Source organism: Enterobacter adelaidei, assembly GCF_041937165.1.
Lineage (GTDB): Bacteria > Pseudomonadota > Gammaproteobacteria > Enterobacterales > Enterobacteriaceae > Enterobacter > Enterobacter adelaidei.
In genome coordinates, this window is record NZ_CP154353.1 from 4,515,705 (window position 1) to 4,534,479 (window position 18,775).

Sequence of the window (18,775 nt, forward strand, 5' to 3'; positions counted from 1 at the left end):
CCATGTCTGAAATGACCCCACGCGAAATTGTTAGCGAACTAAACAAACATATTATCGGCCAGGATAACGCCAAGCGCTCCGTGGCGATCGCCCTGCGTAACCGCTGGCGTCGTATGCAGCTTGACGAAGAGCTGCGCCATGAAGTGACGCCGAAAAACATTCTGATGATCGGCCCAACCGGCGTCGGTAAAACCGAGATCGCCCGTCGTCTGGCGAAGCTGGCTAACGCACCGTTCATCAAAGTTGAAGCCACCAAGTTCACCGAAGTAGGTTATGTCGGTAAAGAAGTGGATTCTATCATCCGCGATCTGACCGATTCTGCTATCAAAATGGTGCGCGTTCAGGCGATTGAGAAAAACCGCTACCGCGCGGAAGAGATGGCCGAAGAGCGCATTCTCGACGTGCTGATCCCACCGGCAAAAAACAACTGGGGCCAGGCTGAACAACAGTCTGAACCTTCAGCTGCACGTCAGGCGTTCCGCAAAAAACTGCGTGAAGGCCAGCTGGATGATAAAGAGATTGAGATCGATCTCGCGGCCGCACCGATGGGCGTGGAAATCATGGCGCCTCCAGGCATGGAAGAGATGACCAGCCAGCTGCAGTCCATGTTCCAGAACCTGGGCGGCCAAAAGCAAAAAGCGCGTAAGCTGAAAATCAAGGACGCGATGAAGCTGCTTATCGAAGAAGAAGCGGCAAAACTGGTGAACCCGGAAGAGCTGAAACAGGATGCTATCGAAGCGGTTGAGCAGCACGGTATCGTGTTTATCGACGAAATCGATAAAATCTGTAAACGTGGCGGCAACAGCTCCGGCCCGGATGTGTCCCGTGAAGGCGTTCAGCGCGACCTGCTGCCGCTGGTCGAAGGCTGCACCGTTTCCACTAAGCACGGCATGGTAAAAACGGACCACATTCTGTTTATCGCCTCCGGTGCATTCCAGGTTGCCAGCCCGTCTGACCTGATCCCGGAACTGCAGGGTCGTCTGCCCATCCGCGTTGAGCTGCAGGCGCTGACCACTGAAGATTTCGAACGTATCCTGACCGAGCCAAATGCCTCTGCTACCGTACAGTACAAAGCGCTGATGGCGACCGAAGGTGTGAACCTCGAGTTCACCCAAGATGGTATCAAACGTATCGCCCAGGCCGCATGGCAGGTGAACGAAACCACCGAGAACATCGGTGCGCGTCGTCTCCATACCGTTCTGGAACGCCTGGTGGAAGATATCTCTTATGATGCGAGCGACCTTAACGGTCAAACCATCACCATTGACGCAGAATATGTGAGTAAACATCTGGATGCGTTAGTGGCAGATGAAGATCTGAGCCGTTTTATCCTATAATCGCGGTTACTGGATTCTCATCACGTTTAATGGGGGCTAATGCCCCCATTTTTATTGGCTAAATAACTATGACTGATATCAGCCGTACTCAGGCGTGGCTCGAAAGTCTGCGCCCTAAAACACTTCCTCTGGCCTTTGCTGCGATTGTCGTCGGTACGGCTCTTGCCTGGTGGCAAGGTTATTTTGACCCGTTGGTCGCGGCACTGGCATTGATTACCGCCGGCCTGCTGCAAATTCTCTCCAATCTCGCCAACGATTACGGTGACGCGGTAAAAGGCAGCGATAAACCTGACCGTATCGGGCCACTGCGCGGGATGCAGAAAGGGGTGATTACTCAGGCGCAGATGAAACGCGCATTGATTATCACCGTGGTGCTGATTTGTTTATCGGGTCTGGCACTGGTGACGGTGGCGTCTAAAACCACCAGCGATTTTATTGGCTTCCTGGTGTTAGGTTTATTGGCCATTGTCGCGGCCATCACCTACACCGTCGGCACGCGTCCTTATGGTTATATTGGTCTGGGTGATATTTCCGTGCTGGTGTTCTTCGGCTGGCTGAGCGTGATGGGAAGCTGGTACTTACAGGCGCATACCCTTATCCCTGCTCTGTTCCTGCCTGCAACCGCCTGCGGACTGCTGGCAACGGCGGTGCTCAACATCAACAACCTGCGCGATATCGACAGCGATCGTGAGAACGGTAAGAACACGCTGGCGGTACGTCTGGGTCCGGTTAACGCGCGCCGCTACCACGCCTGCCTGCTGATGGGTGCGCTGGTCTGCCTGGCACTGTTTAACCTGATCTCGCTGCACAGCGTATGGGGTTGGCTGTTTGTACTTGCCGCACCCCTGCTGATTAAGCAGGCGCGATTTGTCATGCGCGAACTGAGCCCTGCAGCCATGCCACCGATGCTGGAACGCACGGTAAAAGGCGCACTCCTAACTAACCTGTTGTTCGTCATCGGGATTGTCTTAAGCCAGACACTTCGTTAGCTGACAAATATCAATTAACAATTGATGATTTTGCCAACAACGCATTTCGCACGATATACTGAACACATTCGCAGCAACTGAGCGTTAAACCTATGAAATACGATACCTCCGAGCTTTGTGACATCTACCAGGAAGATGTCAACGTCGTTGAACCGCTGTTCTCCAACTTTGGTGGGCGGTCGTCGTTTGGCGGACAAATCGTCACGGTGAAATGTTTCGAGGACAACGGGTTGCTGTACGATCTGCTCGAACAGAATGGCCGTGGCCGCGTTCTGTTAGTTGACGGCGGGGGTTCCGTGCGTCGCGCGCTTATTGATGCTGAGCTGGCTCGCCTTGCCGTGCAAAACGAGTGGGAAGGGATTGTGGTTTACGGTTCCGTGCGCCAGGTGGACGATCTTGAAGATCTGGATATTGGTATTCAGGCCATCGCCGCCATTCCGGTCGGTGCGGCGGGTGAAGGCATTGGCGAAAGCGACGTGCGCGTGAATTTCGGCGGCGTGACCTTCTTCTCCGGTGACCATCTGTACGCCGATAACACCGGCATAATCCTTTCCGAAGATCCGCTGGATATCGAGTAATAAAACCGTAAGCGTGGGCCATAAAAAAACCGCCAACAGCAATGTGGCGGTTTTTTTGTCCCTCGGGATTCGCGGTCCGTTGGGTTATCTTGCAACCTTTAACCAGGATTTTTATCTTACCCTGGTTCATTCCTCTGGTAACCCCCGTCGACCCTTTATAAATTCCTAATGTCCTCTGAAGGCCTTAACTACGCTACTGTTGCTCATTATGATGCACCGTCCCTTTCCGCCATCTCGCACATGGGCATCGGTCCAGGGAAAGGTGTATTCACAACCGTAAAGCAACCTTTAACCGGGCTTGTGTCCACCGACTTATCACCGGTGGTGAACGGTGGAGCGGTTAGCTGCAGGGACCGAATAATGAAACGCTATTTATGTATCGCGTTCATTGTCGCCAGCGTACTCGTTGTAAAGAGTGATGAACCGAATGTGTTCGTTGCTTTTGCTATGACAGCGCAGGACAAGTAGCGTTAAGGCCGCCTCTGGCGGCCTTTTTTATAATTGGCATAAAAAAGCCGGGTAGCGGCATCGCCTTACCCGGCCTGTTCAGTTCATTCCAATGGGAATCAGACTTCTTCCATACGTCCCAGCAGCGCCTGCAGGCGATCCTGCCAACCGTTCTGCTGTTCGCGCAGCTGGTTGTTTTCGCGCTCCAGTTCTTCGCGGCCGTGCTGAGCGTTCTGAACTTCCTGCGCCAGGCTGTTGTTCTTCTCTTTCAGCTCTTCAATTTCCATCTGCAGCAGGGTGATGGTGTCAATCGCCTGCTGTACTTTCGATTCCAGTTTCTCAAACACTTCTAAAGACATGATGCTACCTCTCCTGAATTGCAAGGCGACGCTTTAACGTAAACGCGCACGACATATACCATCGATTGTATGGAGCACGGCGCTCTGTGTCCAGCGACACACCGCGCAGATCGCGGTTTGCAACACTTTTAGGTCTGGTCCTGGTGCGTTCGCGTCATATCACCCTAAATTGTTAACTCATTCGTTAATGAAATGATTCAGCTCACATTCCGCCACTGATGCAAAAATGTGCTTTATGGCGCGAAAACGCTCATTTTATGACGAAGACCACACATTTTGATTTCGATATTTCTCGTTTTTGCTCGTTAACGATAAATTAACACTATGTCTACAGGGCATCGTGGCTGTCACGGGCGGCCATGCTAACAATAAACATCAATTTCTTCAGGATTCCGATTATGAGTCAGACATCAACCTTAAAAGGCCAGTGCATTGCCGAGTTCCTTGGTACCGGGTTGTTGATATTCTTCGGAGTGGGCTGTGTCGCTGCACTGAAAGTGGCGGGTGCCAGTTTTGGTCAGTGGGAAATCAGTATTATCTGGGGTCTGGGCGTGGCGATGGCCATCTACCTGACTGCAGGTGTTTCTGGTGCACATCTTAACCCGGCGGTGACTATCGCACTGTGGCTGTTCGCGTGCTTCGAAGGACGCAAAGTTGTTCCATTCATTCTTTCTCAGTTTGCCGGCGCGTTTTGCGCAGCGGCGTTAGTTTACGGGCTTTATTACAATCTTTTCATCGACTTCGAACAGACGCATCATATGGTGCGCGGCAGTGTCGAAAGTCTGGACCTGGCAGGCATCTTCTCAACCTACCCTAACCCGCATATCAATTTTGTGCAGGCGTTCGCAGTTGAAATGGTGATTACCGCTATCCTGATGGGCGTTATCCTGGCGCTGACTGACGACGGAAACGGCATTCCGCGCGGCCCGCTGGCACCCCTGCTGATTGGCCTGCTGATTGCGGTGATTGGCGCATCAATGGGCCCGCTGACTGGGTTTGCGATGAACCCGGCACGTGATATCGGACCAAAAGCGTTCGCCTTTATCGCAGGCTGGGGCGACGTCGCCTTCACCGGTGGTAAAGACATTCCTTACTTCCTGGTTCCGCTGTTTGCGCCGGTTGTCGGGGCTGCGTTGGGTGCATTTAGCTACCGCAAATTAATTGGTCGCCACTTACCGTGCGACACCTGTGTGGAAGAGGAGAAGGAAACGACTTCTACCGCACAACAAAAAGCTTCGCTGTAATCTGACTACGGGACACATACCATGACCGAAAAAAAATATATCGTTGCGCTCGACCAGGGCACTACCAGCTCCCGCGCTGTCGTAATGGATCATGACGCGAACATCGTCAGCGTGTCACAGCGCGAATTTGAGCAAATTTATCCTCGTCCAGGCTGGGTAGAGCACGACCCGATGGAGATCTGGGCATCACAAAGCTCCACGCTGGTCGAAGTGCTGGCGAAAGCCGATATCAGTTCCGACGAGATTGCCGCGATTGGTATTACTAACCAGCGTGAAACGACGATTGTCTGGGAGCGCGAAACTGGTAAACCTATTTACAACGCCATCGTCTGGCAGTGCCGCCGCACATCAGAAATCTGCGAACAGCTGAAGCGCGATGGCATGGAAGAGTATGTGCGCAGCGCCACCGGTCTGGTTGTTGACCCGTATTTCTCCGGTACCAAGGTGAAGTGGATCCTCGACCACGTGGAAGGGTCGCGCGAGCGTGCAAAACGTGGCGAGCTGCTGTTCGGTACCGTCGATACCTGGCTTATCTGGAAGATGACCCAGGGACGTGTCCACGTCACCGACTATACCAACGCCTCACGTACCATGTTGTTCAACATCAACACCCTGGAGTGGGATGACAAGATGCTGGACGCGCTGGATATCCCACGCGCGATGCTGCCTGAAGTACGCAAGTCTTCTGAGGTATACGGCCAGACCAACATCGGCGGTAAAGGCGGTACGCGTATTCCTATCGCCGGTATCGCGGGTGACCAGCAGGCGGCGCTGTTCGGCCAGCTGTGCGTCAAGGAAGGGATGGCGAAGAACACCTATGGCACTGGCTGCTTCATGCTGATGAACACCGGCGAGAAAGCGGTGAAATCAGAAAACGGCCTGCTGACCACCATTGCCTGCGGCCCACGCGGCGAAGTGAACTACGCGCTGGAAGGTGCAGTGTTCATGGCGGGTGCGTCTATTCAGTGGTTGCGTGATGAGATGAAACTGATCAGCGATGCGTTCGACTCCGAGTACTTCGCGACCAAAGTGAAAGACACCAACGGCGTGTACGTGGTGCCTGCATTCACCGGTCTGGGCGCACCGTACTGGGACCCGTATGCACGCGGCGCGATTTTCGGCCTGACGCGTGGTGTGAACTCAAACCACATTATCCGCGCCACGCTGGAATCCATCGCCTACCAGACGCGCGACGTGCTGGAAGCGATGCAGGCTGACTCCGGCATTCGTCTTCACGCCCTGCGCGTGGACGGCGGTGCGGTTGCGAACAACTTCCTGATGCAGTTCCAGTCAGACATTCTGGGCACCCGCGTTGAGCGCCCAGAAGTGCGTGAAGTCACGGCGCTGGGTGCAGCATACCTCGCCGGTCTGGCAGTAGGTTTCTGGCAGAACCTGGACGAGCTGCAGGAGAAAGCTGTGATCGAACGCGAATTCCGCCCAGGTATTGAAACCACCGAACGTAACTTCCGCTACAGCGGCTGGAAAAAAGCGGTGAAACGCGCCCTGGCATGGGAAGATCACGAAGAGTAATTCCCCTCACCCTAACCCTCTCCCCACAGGGGAGAGGGAACTCGTCTCCCCACTCTGTGATAAACTTCGTGCAATTCCTTTTGATTGCACGAGTACCTCATGAAACGTGAACTTGCTATCGAGTTTTCCCGCGTCACCGAAGCGGCCGCCCTCGCAGGCTATAAATGGCTGGGTCGTGGCGACAAAAATACCGCAGACGGTGCGGCTGTCCATGCCATGCGCATCGTCCTTAACCAGGTCAACATCGACGGCACCATCGTGATCGGCGAAGGCGAGATCGACGAAGCGCCAATGCTCTATATTGGTGAGAAAGTCGGCACCGGCAAAGGCGATGCGGTGGATATCGCCGTCGATCCGATCGAAGGCACACGCATGACGGCGATGGGTCAGGCCAACGCCCTTGCGGTGCTGGCAGTGGGCGATAAAGGCTGCTTCCTCAATGCGCCAGATATGTACATGGAAAAACTGATTGTCGGCCCGGGTGCCAAAGGCGCAATCGACCTCAGCCTGCCGCTGGAAGAGAACCTGCATAATATCGCCAAAGCATTGGGTAAACCGCTCAGCGAGCTGACCGTCACCATTCTGGCGAAACCGCGCCACGATGCCACGATTGCGCAGATGCAAAAACTCGGTGTGCGCGTGTTTGCCATTCCGGATGGTGACGTTGCGGCCTCGATTCTGACCTGTATGCCGGACAGCGAAGTCGATGTGCTTTATGGCATCGGTGGCGCGCCGGAAGGAGTCGTATCCGCAGCAGTGATCCGCGCCCTGGACGGCGACATGCAGGCGCGCCTGCTGCCACGTCATGATGTCAAAGGCGACAGCGAAGAGAACCGTCGGATTGGCGAAGAGGAGCTGGCACGCTGCGAAGCAATGGGCATCGAAGCTCATAAAGTTCTCGCTCTGGACGAAATGGCCCGCAGCGATAATGTTATCTTCTCGGCAACCGGCATCACGAAAGGCGATCTGCTGGACGGCATTACCCGTAAGGGCAACATGGCAACCACTGAAACGCTGCTGATCCGCGGTAAATCACGCACCATTCGTCGCATTCAGTCTATCCACTATCTCGACCGTAAAGACCCGGACGTACAGACGCACATTCTGTAAAACCGTTTGATCGATAGAGCTTTCCGGCCCAAATGGGCTGGAAATCTTCACGACAAGACAGGAAGATAGACCAGAGAAACAGCACAGGAGAAGATCATGGCGGACTGGGTAACAGGTAAAGTCACAAAGATACAGTTCTGGACCGATACGCTATTTAGTCTCACCCTGCATGCTCCCGTTCACCCGTTTACGGCCGGGCAATTTGCGAAGCTGGGGCTGGATGTCGACGGTGAACGCGTACAGCGCGCTTACTCTTACGTTAACGCGCCAGATAACCCGGATCTCGAGTTCTATCTGGTTACCGTTCCGGACGGCAAACTCAGCCCGCGTCTCGCCGCTCTTAAGCCCGGTGATGATGTGCAAATTGTGAGTGACGCTGCCGGCTTCTTTGTGCTCGACGAAATTCCTGACTGTGACACGCTATGGATGCTGGCAACCGGTACGGCCATCGGTCCGTATCTCTCCATTTTGCAATATGGCAAAGACCTTGAACGCTTTAAAAACATCGTGTTGGTTCATGCCGCGCGCTACGCTGCAGACTTAAGCTATTTGCCGCAAATGCGCGATCTGGAACAGAAGTATGACGGTAAGCTCAAAATTCAAACGGTGGTCAGTCGTGAAACGGCAGAAGGTGCGCTGACGGGCCGTGTGCCGGCATTAATTGAAAGTGGAATTCTGGAAAAGGCAGTGGGTTTGCCGATGACGGCGGAAACCAGCCACGTCATGCTGTGTGGTAATCCGCAGATGGTTCGCGACACGCAGCAGCTTCTGAAAGATACCCGGCAGATGACGAAACATCTTCGCCGCCGGCCGGGCCATATGACCGCCGAACACTACTGGTAATCAGCGGTACTTCACCTCAAGGGTGTCTTTACCGTATTTGTTTTCGCTCTGGGTGCCAATAAACGCGCCCAGATCGACAATCATCATCACGAAGATAACTGACGGTAGCAGCCTGCCGACGACCCAGGGAAGAATGGACGGAAGCATCGCCCAGTTCCCTGCCACCAGCATCCACGCCAGAATAATCAGAAATGCCCACGCCCCGGAACGGCCGCGATCGTGCAGACGTTTTACCACCACGGCCGCTGTTGGCCATAGCAGACAGACCAGCGCAAAGGCCGCCGTTTGCGTACTCAGCCACGCGTTGTAAGCAACAAAAAACAGAACCAGCATGGCGACGACCCACGTCACCATCCAGATCCAGAAATCACGGCGTCCAATACGCCCTTTGAATGAAAACAGCCACTGCTGTATGGTCATGTAAGGTTCCTTATTATCGTATAGCGCGCATTTTACCCTGGAGTTGTGACCTTTTGACAAGCCGACCAGATATCGTTTTAATCATGAGCACTTACGGCCAGGGGCAATGTTGATGAAAATTTCGGCGCGTTCTCTTTTCCTGTGTTTAACGCTGCTTAGCGCGGGCTTTCCCCTGCATGCAGCCGAAACCACCGCCCCGACAACGGCGCCGTATCTGCTTGCGGGCTCCCCGTCTTTCGATCAGTCCATCAGCCAGTTTCGTGAAGCCTTCAATCAGGCCAACCCAACGCTGCCGCTGGATGAATTTCGCGCCATTGATGGTTCTCGCGATACCCCTACGCTGACCCGTGCGGCAAGCAAGATTAACGAGAACTTGTATGCCTCAACGGCGCTGGAACGCGGCACGCTAAAAATCAAAAGCATGCAAATCACCTGGCTGCCAATTCAGGGGCCAGAGCAGAAAGCTGCGAAGGCGAAGGCGCTTGAGTACATGAGCGCGGTGTTGCAGGCCTTTACCCCGGCACTGACGAAAAAGCAAAGCCAGCAAAAGCTGCAAAAACTCCTCGCCGCCGGTAAAAACAAGCGCTATTACGCCGATACCGAAGGTGCGATTCGCTATGTTGTCGCAGACAACGGCGAAAAAGGACTGACCTTCGCAGTTGAACCGATTAAGCTGGCACTATCTGACACTCTCGGAGGGGCGAATTAATGACAAAAAGCAAAGCCTTTCGAGGGAAAATCTCTATACTGATTCACAGACCATGCTGCCCGACAGGGTGGCCATATTCCTTAATTCGCTTATTTAGCGTGGAGAATTGAAATGCGACATCCTTTAGTGATGGGTAACTGGAAACTGAACGGCAGCCGCCACATGGTAAACGAACTGGTTGCGAACCTGCGTAAAGAGCTGGCTGGCGTGACGGGCTGTGCGGTTGCTATCGCTCCGCCGGATATGTACCTGGATCTGGCTAAACACGCCGCTGACGGCAGCCACATCATTCTGGGTGCACAGAACGTTGACGTTAACCTGTCTGGCGCATTCACCGGTGAAACCTCCGCTGAAATGCTGAAAGATATCGGCGCGAAATACATCATCATCGGCCACTCTGAGCGTCGTACCTATCACAAAGAATCCGACGAGTTCATCGCGAAGAAATTCGCTGTGCTGAAAGAGCAAGGTCTGATCCCAGTTCTGTGCATCGGTGAAACCGAAGCTGAAAACGAAGCAGGCAAAACGGAAGAAGTGTGTGCTCGCCAGATCGACGCAGTGCTGAAAACTCAGGGTGCAGCAGCATTCGAAGGCGCGGTCATTGCTTACGAGCCAGTCTGGGCGATCGGTACCGGCAAATCAGCAACCCCTGCGCAGGCTCAGGCAGTTCACAAGTTCATCCGCGATCACATTGCTAAAGCCGACGCGAAAGTGGCTGAACAAGTCATTATCCAGTACGGCGGTTCCGTAAACGCATCCAACGCTGCTGAGCTGTTCACCCAGCCAGACATCGATGGCGCGCTGGTTGGCGGTGCATCCCTGAAGGCTGACGCTTTCGCGGTGATCGTTAAAGCAGCAGAAGCGGCCAAACAGGCGTAATGCTGTTGTGGCGGGTGGCGCTTGCGCTTACCCGCCATACTCCGCTACAAACGACCCAATACGCTAAACCACAAGTAATCCAGCGGCAGCAGCACCAGATACGTTGCTATCGCCAGCGCCAGACAGAGCACCATCCCCGCCTTTGCAGGCACCTTCCCGAGCCCCATTGCGACCACAATTGGCGACGCCTGATACGGCAGCAGCGGTGTGGAATAACCCAACACCTGGATCATGATCACCGACAGCAGCGGGAAACCCGTCGCGTCGGAAAAACTCTGTGCCAGCGTGGTATACAGCGCAGGAACACCGTTGGCGGTCATAATGAAGTTGAGCGCGGTGGTAATACCGGTCAGCGCCAGGAAACTGGTGAAGGGGTTATCAGCGTCCAGCGGCATTATCCGCAGCAATGCTTCACCTACGGCTGCACCAATCCCGGTCTGCGTCACCACAATCGCCAGACCAAGAATGCCCGCAACATAAATACAGGTACGCATATTCACCCCCGCAGAAAACTCTTCTCCGGTGATAAAACCAATGCGCGGTAGCATGACGATGACCGAGGCCGCAAGCCCCGTCCACGCGGGCCCCACACCGTGCCAGCTCTCCGTCACCCACATCCCCAGCACCACCGCCAGCAGCCAGGCGAGACGCTTTTCATCCCGCCCCATCGGTTCAGACGGTGCCAGATCCTTCGGTGGTTTTGGATTACCGGGAAAGAGCCAGCAGATCAGGCCAATCAGAATCAGACCTTTGAGAATACCCAGCACGGGGGTGTGCAGCAGCAGATACGGGACGTAACTCAGGTGGATGCCGTACGAACCTTCCGCCGCACCGCTCATCACCAGGTTAGGAACGTTTGCAGGCAAAATAGTTGCCGAGAGCTGGAATGTACCGAACCCCACAGCCAGCGCCAGGCCAAACCACGCCCGCGAACCGTCTGCGATACTCGCCCTTTTCGCCATCGCAGCAACGATAGGCATCAGGAGCGCAATACGTCCCATATTCGACGGCATCACAAACGCCAGCGCATAGCTCAGCAGCACCACGCTCGCCACCATCAACACCCAGGAGTCGGTGAGCTTTGCCGACAGCGCACGCGCAGCCCTGTCCGCCAGGCCGGTTTTACGGATCGCCACGCCGAGCACAAAACCGCTAAACACCAGCCAGAACGCCGACGAGGCAAAACCACCGAAAATCACCTCCGGCGGGGCGATTCTGGCGGTCATCGCGGCCGTGAAGAACAACAGCGCGGTGATAAATTCCGGTAATAGCGACGTCGCCCACAGCACAATGGTGACGCCAACGATCAGTGAGGGCAGCAGTAGAGGGTGAGCTAACCAGAGCGACATACCTGTCTCCTGTAGATTTTTTCAGCAAGTCTACGGTGACAGGCAGCCGGAGTAAACGCGATTTATAGTGGGGTCAATTCAGGATAGTGCATTGATGATCCTGCAGTTCCTCAGCCGATGCGCGATTAAGGGTAAGCAGGTTACGTTCCGTTGCCAGTAAAACAAAAGAGCCATCTGACTGCTGCGCCATCGCCAGCGCAAAGCGTCCCATATGGTCGCGTGCTTCCGGCAGCTCTTCCGCCAACATCATAAACGGACTGCGCTGCACCAGCTCATTCTCCGTTACCCGACGGGCAAGATACTCATGCCCTTCCAGCCCACCCGGAAGAGGCAGCCACTGGGTGCTAATTTCGCCCTGAGCCGCGTTCAGCTTCTCGCGCACATCCGGGCGCAGGCAGGAGATATGAATATGAAAATGGTTCTGCGTACGGCCTGTCGGGGAGTTAATCGTCAGTGAAATGGCGCTGTCAGGCACCTCGGTTCCCCGTTTCAGCGTCATAAAACTGCGTGACTGCCACGCCAGCCAGAAAAAGTTCGGCGTGTGAGGCTCGGTCAAAAGCGGACTTTCTGTGCCGTTGATACGGTAGGTTGGCATCAGCAGATACTGCAGCGGTCCATTGCGGTCTTTAAACACCACATAACCTGCATCTGTTTTCACCTGCGCACACGGCGCCGGGTTACGGTTCTGGATCTGATTCGGCACACACTGGTCGAGAACGATATGTCGCAGCGCATCCGGATTACCCGCTTTCATCCAGTACCAGCCGCCTGCGGCAAGGGCGATGACAATCAGGATTAATAAGATAATTTTTTTCACAGCGCGTTCCCCGTATCCATTTGAAGTGAAAGAGTAACGCAAAATGATGACCAAATAAAAAACCCGGTGGATTTCTCACACCGGGTCACCGTGTCGTTCTTTGCGAAATACTTAGCGTTTGCTGATCTGGTCGAAGGTACCGCCGTTAGAGAAGTGATCTTTCTGGGCTTTGGTCCAGCCACCAAACTCGTCATCAATGGTGAAGAGCTTCAGTTTCGGGAAGACATTCTCGTATTTCTTCGCAACCGCCGGGTCACGAGGGCGATAGAAGTTTTTCGCCGCAATTTCCTGGCCTTCTGGCGAGTAGAGATACTTCAGGTAGGCTTCCGCCACTGCTTTGGTCTCTTTCTTCTCTACCACTTTGTCGACCACAGAAACGGTTGGTTCCGCGAGGATAGATTCGCTTGGGGTCACAATCTCGAATTTGTCTTTACCCAGTTCGTTGGTGGCCAGCAGGGCTTCGTTTTCCCATGCGATCAGCACGTCACCAATACCACGCTCGACGAAAGTGTTGGTTGCGCCACGCGCGCCAGAGTCCAGTACCTCAACGTTTTTATACAGCGCTTTCACGAATTCCTGAGCTTTGGCCTGGTCACCGTTGTTGTGGTGCAGCGCGTAACCCCACGCCCCCAGGTAGTTCCAGCGAGCGCCGCCAGAGCTTTTTGGGTTAGGCGTGATGACTGACACACCGGGTTTAATCAGATCATTCCAGTCATGGATTTGTTTTGGGTTGCCTTTACGCACCAGGAAAACAATGGTCGAGGTGTAAGGCGCGGAGTTATCCGGCAGGCGTTTGATCCAGTTTTTATCTATACGACCACGTTCGGCGATGGCGTCGACATCGTAGGCCAGTGCCAGAGTGACCACATCGGCTTCAATACCGTTGATCACAGACGTCGCCTGCTTGCCGGAACCACCGTGAGACTGACGAACCACAACGTTGTCACCGGTTTGCTGCTTCCAGTGTGCAGCAAACGCTTTGTTGTACTGCTCGTAAAGTTCACGCGTCGGGTCGTATGACACGTTCAGTAACTGGATGTCCTTAGCCAGAACGCTGGTCGATGCCAGCAATAATGTTAAACCCACGCCCCATTTATTCATCGCCCAGCTCTCGTGTGTAGTGTTTTGATGAATGCAGCGTGCCAGAAAGAGATGCGATGATTAAAGAATAAAAAAAGATTGGCTATAACGTAGAGGAATAAAAGCCCTCTCCGCAACGGAGAGGGCTTGAGGGATCAGTACAGTTTTTTCGCGCAGTCCAGCCAGTCACCTTTGAATGGACGTTTCATGTTTTCAATGGCGTCGATGATGTCATGGTGCACCAGCTGCTCGTTCTGAATACCGACGCAGCGGCCGCCGTGACCCTGCAGCAGCAGTTCAATAGCGTATGCCCCCATACGGGACGCCAGAATACGGTCGTACGGTCCAGGGGAACCGCCACGCTGGATGTGTCCCAGTACGGTTGCACGGGTTTCACGTTTGGTTTCGGTTTCGATGTACTTCGCCAGCTCGTCAACATCACAGATGTGCTCGGTGATGGCAACAATCGCGTGTTTTTTACCTTTCGCGATACCTGCTTTGATTTCAGCCACCAGATCTTCACGGCTGAATTCCACTTCCGGCACAACCACGAACTCACAACCACCCGCAATCGCGGCAGCCAGGGTCAGGTCACCACAGTAACGACCCATCACTTCAACGATGGAGATACGCTGGTGAGAAGAAGAGGTGTCACGCAGACGGTCAATCGCTTCCACAACGGTACCCAGCGCGGTGAAGTAACCGATGGTGTAGTCAGTGCCTTTGATGTCGTTGTCGATAGTGCCTGGCAGACCGATGCACGGGAAGCCCATTTCAGTCAGACGTTTTGCACCCATATAAGAGCCGTCACCACCGATAACCACCAGGGCATCCAGGCCACGTTTTTTCATGTTCTCGATAGCCACTTCACGGACGTGTTCATCACGGAATTCCGGGAAGCGTGCAGACCCAAGGAAGGTACCGCCACGGTTGATCATGTCAGACACGCTGTAACGGTCGAGCTGAACCATACGGTCTTCGTACAGACCCAGGTAACCATCATAGATACCAAAAACTTCCAGACCTTCCGTCAGCGCTGCACGGACAACCCCACGAATTGCCGCGTTCATGCCCGGCGCATCACCGCCGCTTGTCAACACACCGATTTTCTTAATCATGACTACCTCTGAACTTAGGAATGCAAAATTGAAATCTGTTGCCGGAAGAAACTTATCGACCAACGAATACTGCAAATAGTATATCAATCACTTCCAGCTGAATTGATTCAGGTCAGACCAAATGGCGGTAATTTATACACAAAATGCTGGCCTGGCTCACTTTTTTACAACGAATTACGAAAGCCCAACATGTCCAGGTACAACCGAGCAGGGATCCTGGTGAATAATGACGTCTGAACCAGGAAAACGCTGCAAAATCGCCTGCTCGACCTGCTCAGCGATAACGTGAGCCTGAACCAGTGGCAGGTTGTCTTCCATTTCAATGTGAATCTGAATAAAGCGGGTCGGCCCTGACTGCCGCGTTCGAAGATCGTGCGCACCACTGACACCAGGCCAGGAGGTCACAATAGTAAAAATTTCATTACGTTCTGAGTCCGGGAGAGCGCGATCAAGCAGCGATTGCACCGCTTCATACCCCATCCGTAAGGCACTATATAAAATATAGATACCAATCCCTAACGCGAACAACGCATCGGCCCGATGCCAGCCGTACCAGGCCAGACCGAGCGCAATAAGAATAGCCCCATTCATCATAACATCAGATTGATAATGAAGCATATCCGCCCGTACTGCCTGACTTTGCGTTTTGCGAACGACCCAGCGCTGGAACGTTACCAGAACAAGTGTGCATATAAGTGCAACGACTGTCACAACGACGCCCACGCCGGGATCGTTCATCGGGGTCGGCGAGACGAGATGCTGAATGCCGGTTAAAAACAGGAACAGTGCAGACCCGGAAATGAACATACTTTGCGCCAGCGCGGCCAGCGACTCCGCCTTGCCGTGCCCAAACGTGTGCTCTTCATCCGCCGGTTGCAGCGAGTAACGCACTACCAGCAGGTTGGTCAGTGAGGCTGCAATATCCATCAATGAGTCTACCAGCGCCGCCAGAATACTGACCGAACCGGTATACCACCAGGCAAAGATTTTGATCAGTAGCAGGCTAGAGGCCATGACGGTTGCCGCAATGGCAGCCCGGCTTACCAGCCTTCCATAGGATTGATTCATAAACACTCCTGTCATGTCATGCCGCTAGTATAACGGAAGCGTGAGGAGTCAAAGGATGAATAAACGGTTAACAAATTAGAATGAAGGCAAAAAAAACCCCCACATCATGTGGGGGAAGACAGGGATGGTGTCTATGGCAAGGAAAACAGGGTTTACTGGTTACTACGGGTACTGCTATTGCTACTGAAAAACGTCGTTTCCGAGTTTCGCTGCATCCGTGCAACCTCACGCAACTGGTCCATACGCTGCTGATGTTTGGTGTTCAAAACCGCTTGCTGCTCGGGCGTTAGCAGGTGGAACATTTGGTTGCGGACCTTCGCCATCTCTACCTGGCGGGCAACCTGTTCCTGTGCCATTTTCTCGGCCTGAGCGCGTACAGCGCTTTCGTCAAAATTTTCTGCGGTGACAAGGCGATGCATTGTCTCCATTTCGCTAACATTAACAGGGGGCTGGTCATGTCTTGCCCTCTGCATCAGATCTCGCATCTGTTGACGCTGATGTTCGGTTAAACTTATGCCGTCAAACATATGGCTTTGGCTACTGTGCTGCGTTGTGTCCTCTTGTGAGGAACCGTTATCGCTGATGATAGCTACAGCAGCCTGGCTAAACGCACTGAACGCCAGCGTTGAGGCCATGACGGCAGCGGTAACTTTGCGCATCACTTGCTCCCAAAATCTTTCGTGTCGCGATTCAACGAGAGACAGTCTACGATTCAGGCTGCAAACATGCGTCAGGGGGTGTAAAACAACGTAAAGTCATGGATTAGACAGCCTTGATGTCGTAATTTCTGCCTCGGAGGTATTTAAACAATGAATAAAATCCTGTTAGTTGATGATGACCGAGAGCTCACATCCCTTTTAAAGGAGTTGCTCGACATGGAAGGTTTCAACGTTCTGGTTGCCCATGATGGCGAGCAGGCGCTGAGTCTCCTTGACGACAGCATCGATTTACTTTTGCTCGACGTCATGATGCCGAAGAAAAACGGCATTGATACGCTGAAAGAGCTTCGCCAGACACACCAGACACCCGTAATCATGCTGACCGCACGCGGCAGCGAACTTGACCGCGTACTTGGCCTTGAGCTGGGTGCGGATGACTATTTACCGAAACCGTTCAACGACCGTGAACTGGTCGCCCGTATTCGCGCTATCCTGCGTCGTTCGCACTGGAGCGAGCAGCAGCAGAATACCGACAACAGTTCACCGACGCTGGAAGTGGACTCCCTGAGCCTGAACCCGGGCCGCCAGGAAGCCAGCTTCGACGGCCAGGCGCTGGAATTGACCGGCACGGAGTTCACCCTGCTTTATCTGCTGGCGCAACATCTCGGCCAGGTGGTATCGCGTGAACATCTGAGCCAGGAAGTGCTGGGCAAGCGTCTCACGCCGTTTGACCGCGCCATCGACATGCACATCTCTAACCTGCGCCGTAAGCTGCCGGAGCGTAAAGACGGTCACCCATGGTTTAAAACCCTGCGTGGTCGCGGTTATCTGATGGTCTCCGCTTCATGATAGGAAGCTTAACCGCCCGCATCTTCGCCATTTTCTGGCTGACGCTGGCACTTGTTTTAATGCTCGTACTGATGTTGCCAAAACTCGACTCACGCCAGATGACGGAGCTTCTCGACAGCGAGCAACGTCAGGGCGTGATGATCGAGCAGCACGTCGAAGCCGAGCTGGCAAATGACCCGCCAAACGATTTGATGTGGTGGCGCAGGCTGTTTCGCGCTATCGACAAGTGGGCACCACCCGGGCAGCGCCTGCTGCTGGTCACCAGTGAAGGACGTGTGATTGGTGCCGATCGCAATGAAATGCAGATTATCCGTAACTTTATCGGTCAGGCAGATAACGCCGATCACCCCCAGAAGAAGAAATATGGCCGCGTTGAGATGGTGGGGCCTTTTTCTGTCAGGGACGGGGAGGATAATTATCAGCTCTACCTGATTCGACCGGCGAGCAGTTCTCAGTCTGATTTTATCAATCTGCTGTTTGACCGTCCGCTCCTGCTGCTGATTGTCACCATGTTGGTTAGCTCGCCGCTGCTGCTATGGCTGGCGTGGAGTCTGGCAAAACCGGCGCGTAAGTTAAAAAATGCCGCCGACGAAGTGGCGCAGGGCAACCTGAGACAGCATCCTGAGCTGGAATCCGGACCACAAGAGTTCCTTGCCGCAGGTGCCAGTTTTAACCAGATGGTCAGCGCGCTTGAACGCATGATGACGGCTCAGCAACGGCTGCTCTCGGATATCTCGCACGAACTGCGCACCCCACTCACGCGGCTTCAGCTTGGCACCGCCCTGCTGCGTCGTCGCAGTGGAGAGAGCAAAGAGCTGGAACGTATTGAAACGGAAGCGCATCGTCTGGACAGCATGATCAACGACCTGCTGGTGATGTCGCGCAATCAGCAGAAAAACGCGCTGGTCAGCGAAACGGTGAAAGCCAATCATCTGTGGCATGAAGTGCTGGATAACGCGGCCTTTGAAGCAGAACAGATGGGCAAGTCGTTTACCGTCAACTTCCCGCCGGGGCCATGGCCGCTGTACGGTAACCCCAACACGCTGGAAAGCGCGCTGGAGAACATCGTACGTAACGCCCTGCGCTACTCGCATACGAAGATTGAGGTTGCGTTCTCGGTGGATAAAGACGGGATCACCGTCATTGTCGACGACGACGGTCCTGGCGTGAGTCCGGAAGACCGCGAGCAGATTTTCCGACCGTTCTACCGTACCGACGAGGCGCGTGACCGCGAATCTGGCGGTACGGGGCTGGGTCTGGCGATTGTTGAAACCGCCATGCAGCAGCACCGCGGTTGGGTGAAAGCTGACGACAGCCCACTGGGCGGATTACGGTTAACGCTGTGGCTGCCACTGTATAAACGTTCCTGACCCCACGTCCCCCGATGTTG

The 18,775-nt window shown here is 54.1% G+C and carries 19 protein-coding genes; 11 read left to right on the forward strand and 8 right to left on the reverse strand.

Annotated elements, in window-relative coordinates:
• Positions 1-2: 2 nt before the first annotated feature.
• From hslU to rraA, 3 genes are all read left to right on the forward strand, one after another.
• Entirely contained in the window at positions 3-1,337 is a 1,335-nt protein-coding gene (hslU, locus tag AAHF05_RS21935) for an HslU--HslV peptidase ATPase subunit (RefSeq protein WP_049004905.1), read from the forward strand.
• Positions 1,338-1,399: 62 nt separating this feature from the next.
• On the forward strand, positions 1,400-2,326 hold the full coding sequence (gene menA, locus AAHF05_RS21940) for a 1,4-dihydroxy-2-naphthoate polyprenyltransferase (protein WP_164989120.1): 927 nt from the start codon (positions 1,400-1,402) through the stop codon (positions 2,324-2,326).
• Positions 2,327-2,418: 92 nt separating this feature from the next.
• Positions 2,419-2,904 carry a ribonuclease E activity regulator RraA gene (gene rraA, locus AAHF05_RS21945; RefSeq protein WP_014172197.1) on the forward strand — a complete coding sequence of 162 codons (486 nt, stop codon included), beginning with the start codon at positions 2,419-2,421 and terminating at the stop codon, positions 2,902-2,904.
• Positions 2,905-3,470: 566 nt separating this feature from the next.
• On the opposite strand, the gene zapB is transcribed toward rraA, so the two are convergent.
• A complete protein-coding gene (zapB, locus tag AAHF05_RS21950; RefSeq protein WP_010436935.1) occupies positions 3,471-3,710 on the reverse strand; it encodes a septal ring assembly protein ZapB in 240 nt (79 codons plus the stop codon).
• 398 nt (positions 3,711-4,108) lie between these two features.
• Between zapB and AAHF05_RS21955 the strand changes: the two genes are divergently transcribed.
• From AAHF05_RS21955 to fpr, 4 genes are all read left to right on the forward strand, one after another.
• Complete coding sequence (locus AAHF05_RS21955; protein WP_028018114.1) at positions 4,109-4,954, forward strand: MIP/aquaporin family protein; 846 nt, start codon at positions 4,109-4,111, stop codon at positions 4,952-4,954.
• A 21-nt stretch (positions 4,955-4,975) separates the two neighbouring features.
• A complete protein-coding gene (glpK, locus tag AAHF05_RS21960) occupies positions 4,976-6,484 on the forward strand; it encodes a glycerol kinase GlpK (protein ID WP_028018115.1) in 1,509 nt (502 codons plus the stop codon).
• Between the two features lie 99 nt (positions 6,485-6,583).
• The gene (glpX, locus tag AAHF05_RS21965; protein WP_028018116.1) at positions 6,584-7,594 is read left to right on the forward strand and encodes a class II fructose-bisphosphatase; all 1,011 of its coding nucleotides are present in this window, start codon (positions 6,584-6,586) and stop codon (positions 7,592-7,594) included.
• Between the two features lie 96 nt (positions 7,595-7,690).
• Positions 7,691-8,437, forward strand: a complete 747-nt coding sequence (gene fpr, locus AAHF05_RS21970; RefSeq protein ID WP_128348437.1) for a ferredoxin--NADP(+) reductase — start codon at positions 7,691-7,693, stop codon at positions 8,435-8,437.
• Here the strand turns inward: fpr and AAHF05_RS21975 are convergent, their stop codons facing one another.
• The gene (locus AAHF05_RS21975) at positions 8,438-8,857 is read right to left on the reverse strand and encodes a DUF805 domain-containing protein (protein WP_129324957.1); all 420 of its coding nucleotides are present in this window, start codon (positions 8,855-8,857) and stop codon (positions 8,438-8,440) included. It abuts the gene before it with no gap.
• Positions 8,858-8,969: 112 nt separating this feature from the next.
• Between AAHF05_RS21975 and AAHF05_RS21980 the strand changes: the two genes are divergently transcribed.
• A complete protein-coding gene (locus AAHF05_RS21980) occupies positions 8,970-9,566 on the forward strand; it encodes a DUF1454 family protein (RefSeq protein ID WP_049004908.1) in 597 nt (198 codons plus the stop codon).
• 111 nt (positions 9,567-9,677) lie between these two features.
• On the forward strand, positions 9,678-10,445 hold the full coding sequence (tpiA, locus tag AAHF05_RS21985; protein ID WP_014172206.1) for a triose-phosphate isomerase: 768 nt from the start codon (positions 9,678-9,680) through the stop codon (positions 10,443-10,445).
• A gap of 44 nt (positions 10,446-10,489) precedes the next feature.
• On the opposite strand, the gene AAHF05_RS21990 is transcribed toward tpiA, so the two are convergent.
• The 6 genes from AAHF05_RS21990 to cpxP form a co-directional block, all read right to left on the reverse strand.
• Complete coding sequence (locus tag AAHF05_RS21990) at positions 10,490-11,794, reverse strand: SLC13 family permease (RefSeq protein ID WP_028018120.1); 1,305 nt, start codon at positions 11,792-11,794, stop codon at positions 10,490-10,492.
• Between the two features lie 73 nt (positions 11,795-11,867).
• Positions 11,868-12,611, reverse strand: a complete 744-nt coding sequence (locus AAHF05_RS21995; protein ID WP_129324956.1) for a CDP-diacylglycerol diphosphatase — start codon at positions 12,609-12,611, stop codon at positions 11,868-11,870.
• Between the two features lie 111 nt (positions 12,612-12,722).
• Positions 12,723-13,712, reverse strand: a complete 990-nt coding sequence (locus tag AAHF05_RS22000) for a sulfate ABC transporter substrate-binding protein (RefSeq protein ID WP_114980024.1) — start codon at positions 13,710-13,712, stop codon at positions 12,723-12,725.
• 134 nt (positions 13,713-13,846) lie between these two features.
• Positions 13,847-14,809, reverse strand: a complete 963-nt coding sequence (gene pfkA, locus AAHF05_RS22005; RefSeq protein ID WP_028018123.1) for a 6-phosphofructokinase — start codon at positions 14,807-14,809, stop codon at positions 13,847-13,849.
• Between the two features lie 174 nt (positions 14,810-14,983).
• Entirely contained in the window at positions 14,984-15,877 is an 894-nt protein-coding gene (gene fieF / locus AAHF05_RS22010; RefSeq protein ID WP_028018124.1) for a CDF family cation-efflux transporter FieF, read from the reverse strand.
• A 152-nt stretch (positions 15,878-16,029) separates the two neighbouring features.
• On the reverse strand, positions 16,030-16,536 hold the full coding sequence (cpxP, locus tag AAHF05_RS22015) for a cell-envelope stress modulator CpxP (RefSeq protein WP_114980026.1): 507 nt from the start codon (positions 16,534-16,536) through the stop codon (positions 16,030-16,032).
• A gap of 150 nt (positions 16,537-16,686) precedes the next feature.
• On the opposite strand from cpxP, the gene cpxR reads away from it, so the two are divergent.
• Together cpxR and cpxA are read left to right on the forward strand one after the other, a co-directional pair.
• Entirely contained in the window at positions 16,687-17,385 is a 699-nt protein-coding gene (cpxR, locus tag AAHF05_RS22020; protein ID WP_028018126.1) for an envelope stress response regulator transcription factor CpxR, read from the forward strand.
• Entirely contained in the window at positions 17,382-18,755 is a 1,374-nt protein-coding gene (cpxA, locus tag AAHF05_RS22025) for an envelope stress sensor histidine kinase CpxA (RefSeq protein WP_028018127.1), read from the forward strand. The genes cpxR and cpxA overlap by 4 nt, the downstream gene beginning before the upstream one ends.
• The last annotated feature ends 20 nt before the right edge of the window (positions 18,756-18,775 follow it).

Bases quoted from the DNA above. Each gene is read 5' to 3' on its own strand.
- hslU (WP_049004905.1), top strand. From the start codon at position 3: ATGTCTGAAATGACCCCACGCGAAATTGTTAGCGAACTAAACAAACAT.
- rraA (WP_014172197.1), top strand. From the start codon at position 2,419: ATGAAATACGATACCTCCGAGCTTTGTGACATCTACCAGGAAGATGTC.
- zapB (WP_010436935.1), bottom strand. From the start codon at position 3,710: ATGTCTTTAGAAGTGTTTGAGAAACTGGAATCGAAAGTACAGCAGGCG.
- AAHF05_RS21955 (WP_028018114.1), top strand. From the start codon at position 4,109: ATGAGTCAGACATCAACCTTAAAAGGCCAGTGCATTGCCGAGTTCCTT.
- glpK (WP_028018115.1), top strand. From the start codon at position 4,976: ATGACCGAAAAAAAATATATCGTTGCGCTCGACCAGGGCACTACCAGC.
- glpX (WP_028018116.1), top strand. From the start codon at position 6,584: ATGAAACGTGAACTTGCTATCGAGTTTTCCCGCGTCACCGAAGCGGCC.
- fpr (WP_128348437.1), top strand. From the start codon at position 7,691: ATGGCGGACTGGGTAACAGGTAAAGTCACAAAGATACAGTTCTGGACC.
- AAHF05_RS21975 (WP_129324957.1), bottom strand. From the start codon at position 8,857: ATGACCATACAGCAGTGGCTGTTTTCATTCAAAGGGCGTATTGGACGC.
- AAHF05_RS21980 (WP_049004908.1), top strand. From the start codon at position 8,970: ATGAAAATTTCGGCGCGTTCTCTTTTCCTGTGTTTAACGCTGCTTAGC.
- tpiA (WP_014172206.1), top strand. From the start codon at position 9,678: ATGCGACATCCTTTAGTGATGGGTAACTGGAAACTGAACGGCAGCCGC.
- AAHF05_RS21990 (WP_028018120.1), bottom strand. From the start codon at position 11,794: ATGTCGCTCTGGTTAGCTCACCCTCTACTGCTGCCCTCACTGATCGTT.
- AAHF05_RS22000 (WP_114980024.1), bottom strand. From the start codon at position 13,712: ATGAATAAATGGGGCGTGGGTTTAACATTATTGCTGGCATCGACCAGC.
- pfkA (WP_028018123.1), bottom strand. From the start codon at position 14,809: ATGATTAAGAAAATCGGTGTGTTGACAAGCGGCGGTGATGCGCCGGGC.
- fieF (WP_028018124.1), bottom strand. From the start codon at position 15,877: ATGAATCAATCCTATGGAAGGCTGGTAAGCCGGGCTGCCATTGCGGCA.
- cpxP (WP_114980026.1), bottom strand. From the start codon at position 16,536: ATGCGCAAAGTTACCGCTGCCGTCATGGCCTCAACGCTGGCGTTCAGT.
- cpxR (WP_028018126.1), top strand. From the start codon at position 16,687: ATGAATAAAATCCTGTTAGTTGATGATGACCGAGAGCTCACATCCCTT.
- cpxA (WP_028018127.1), top strand. From the start codon at position 17,382: ATGATAGGAAGCTTAACCGCCCGCATCTTCGCCATTTTCTGGCTGACG.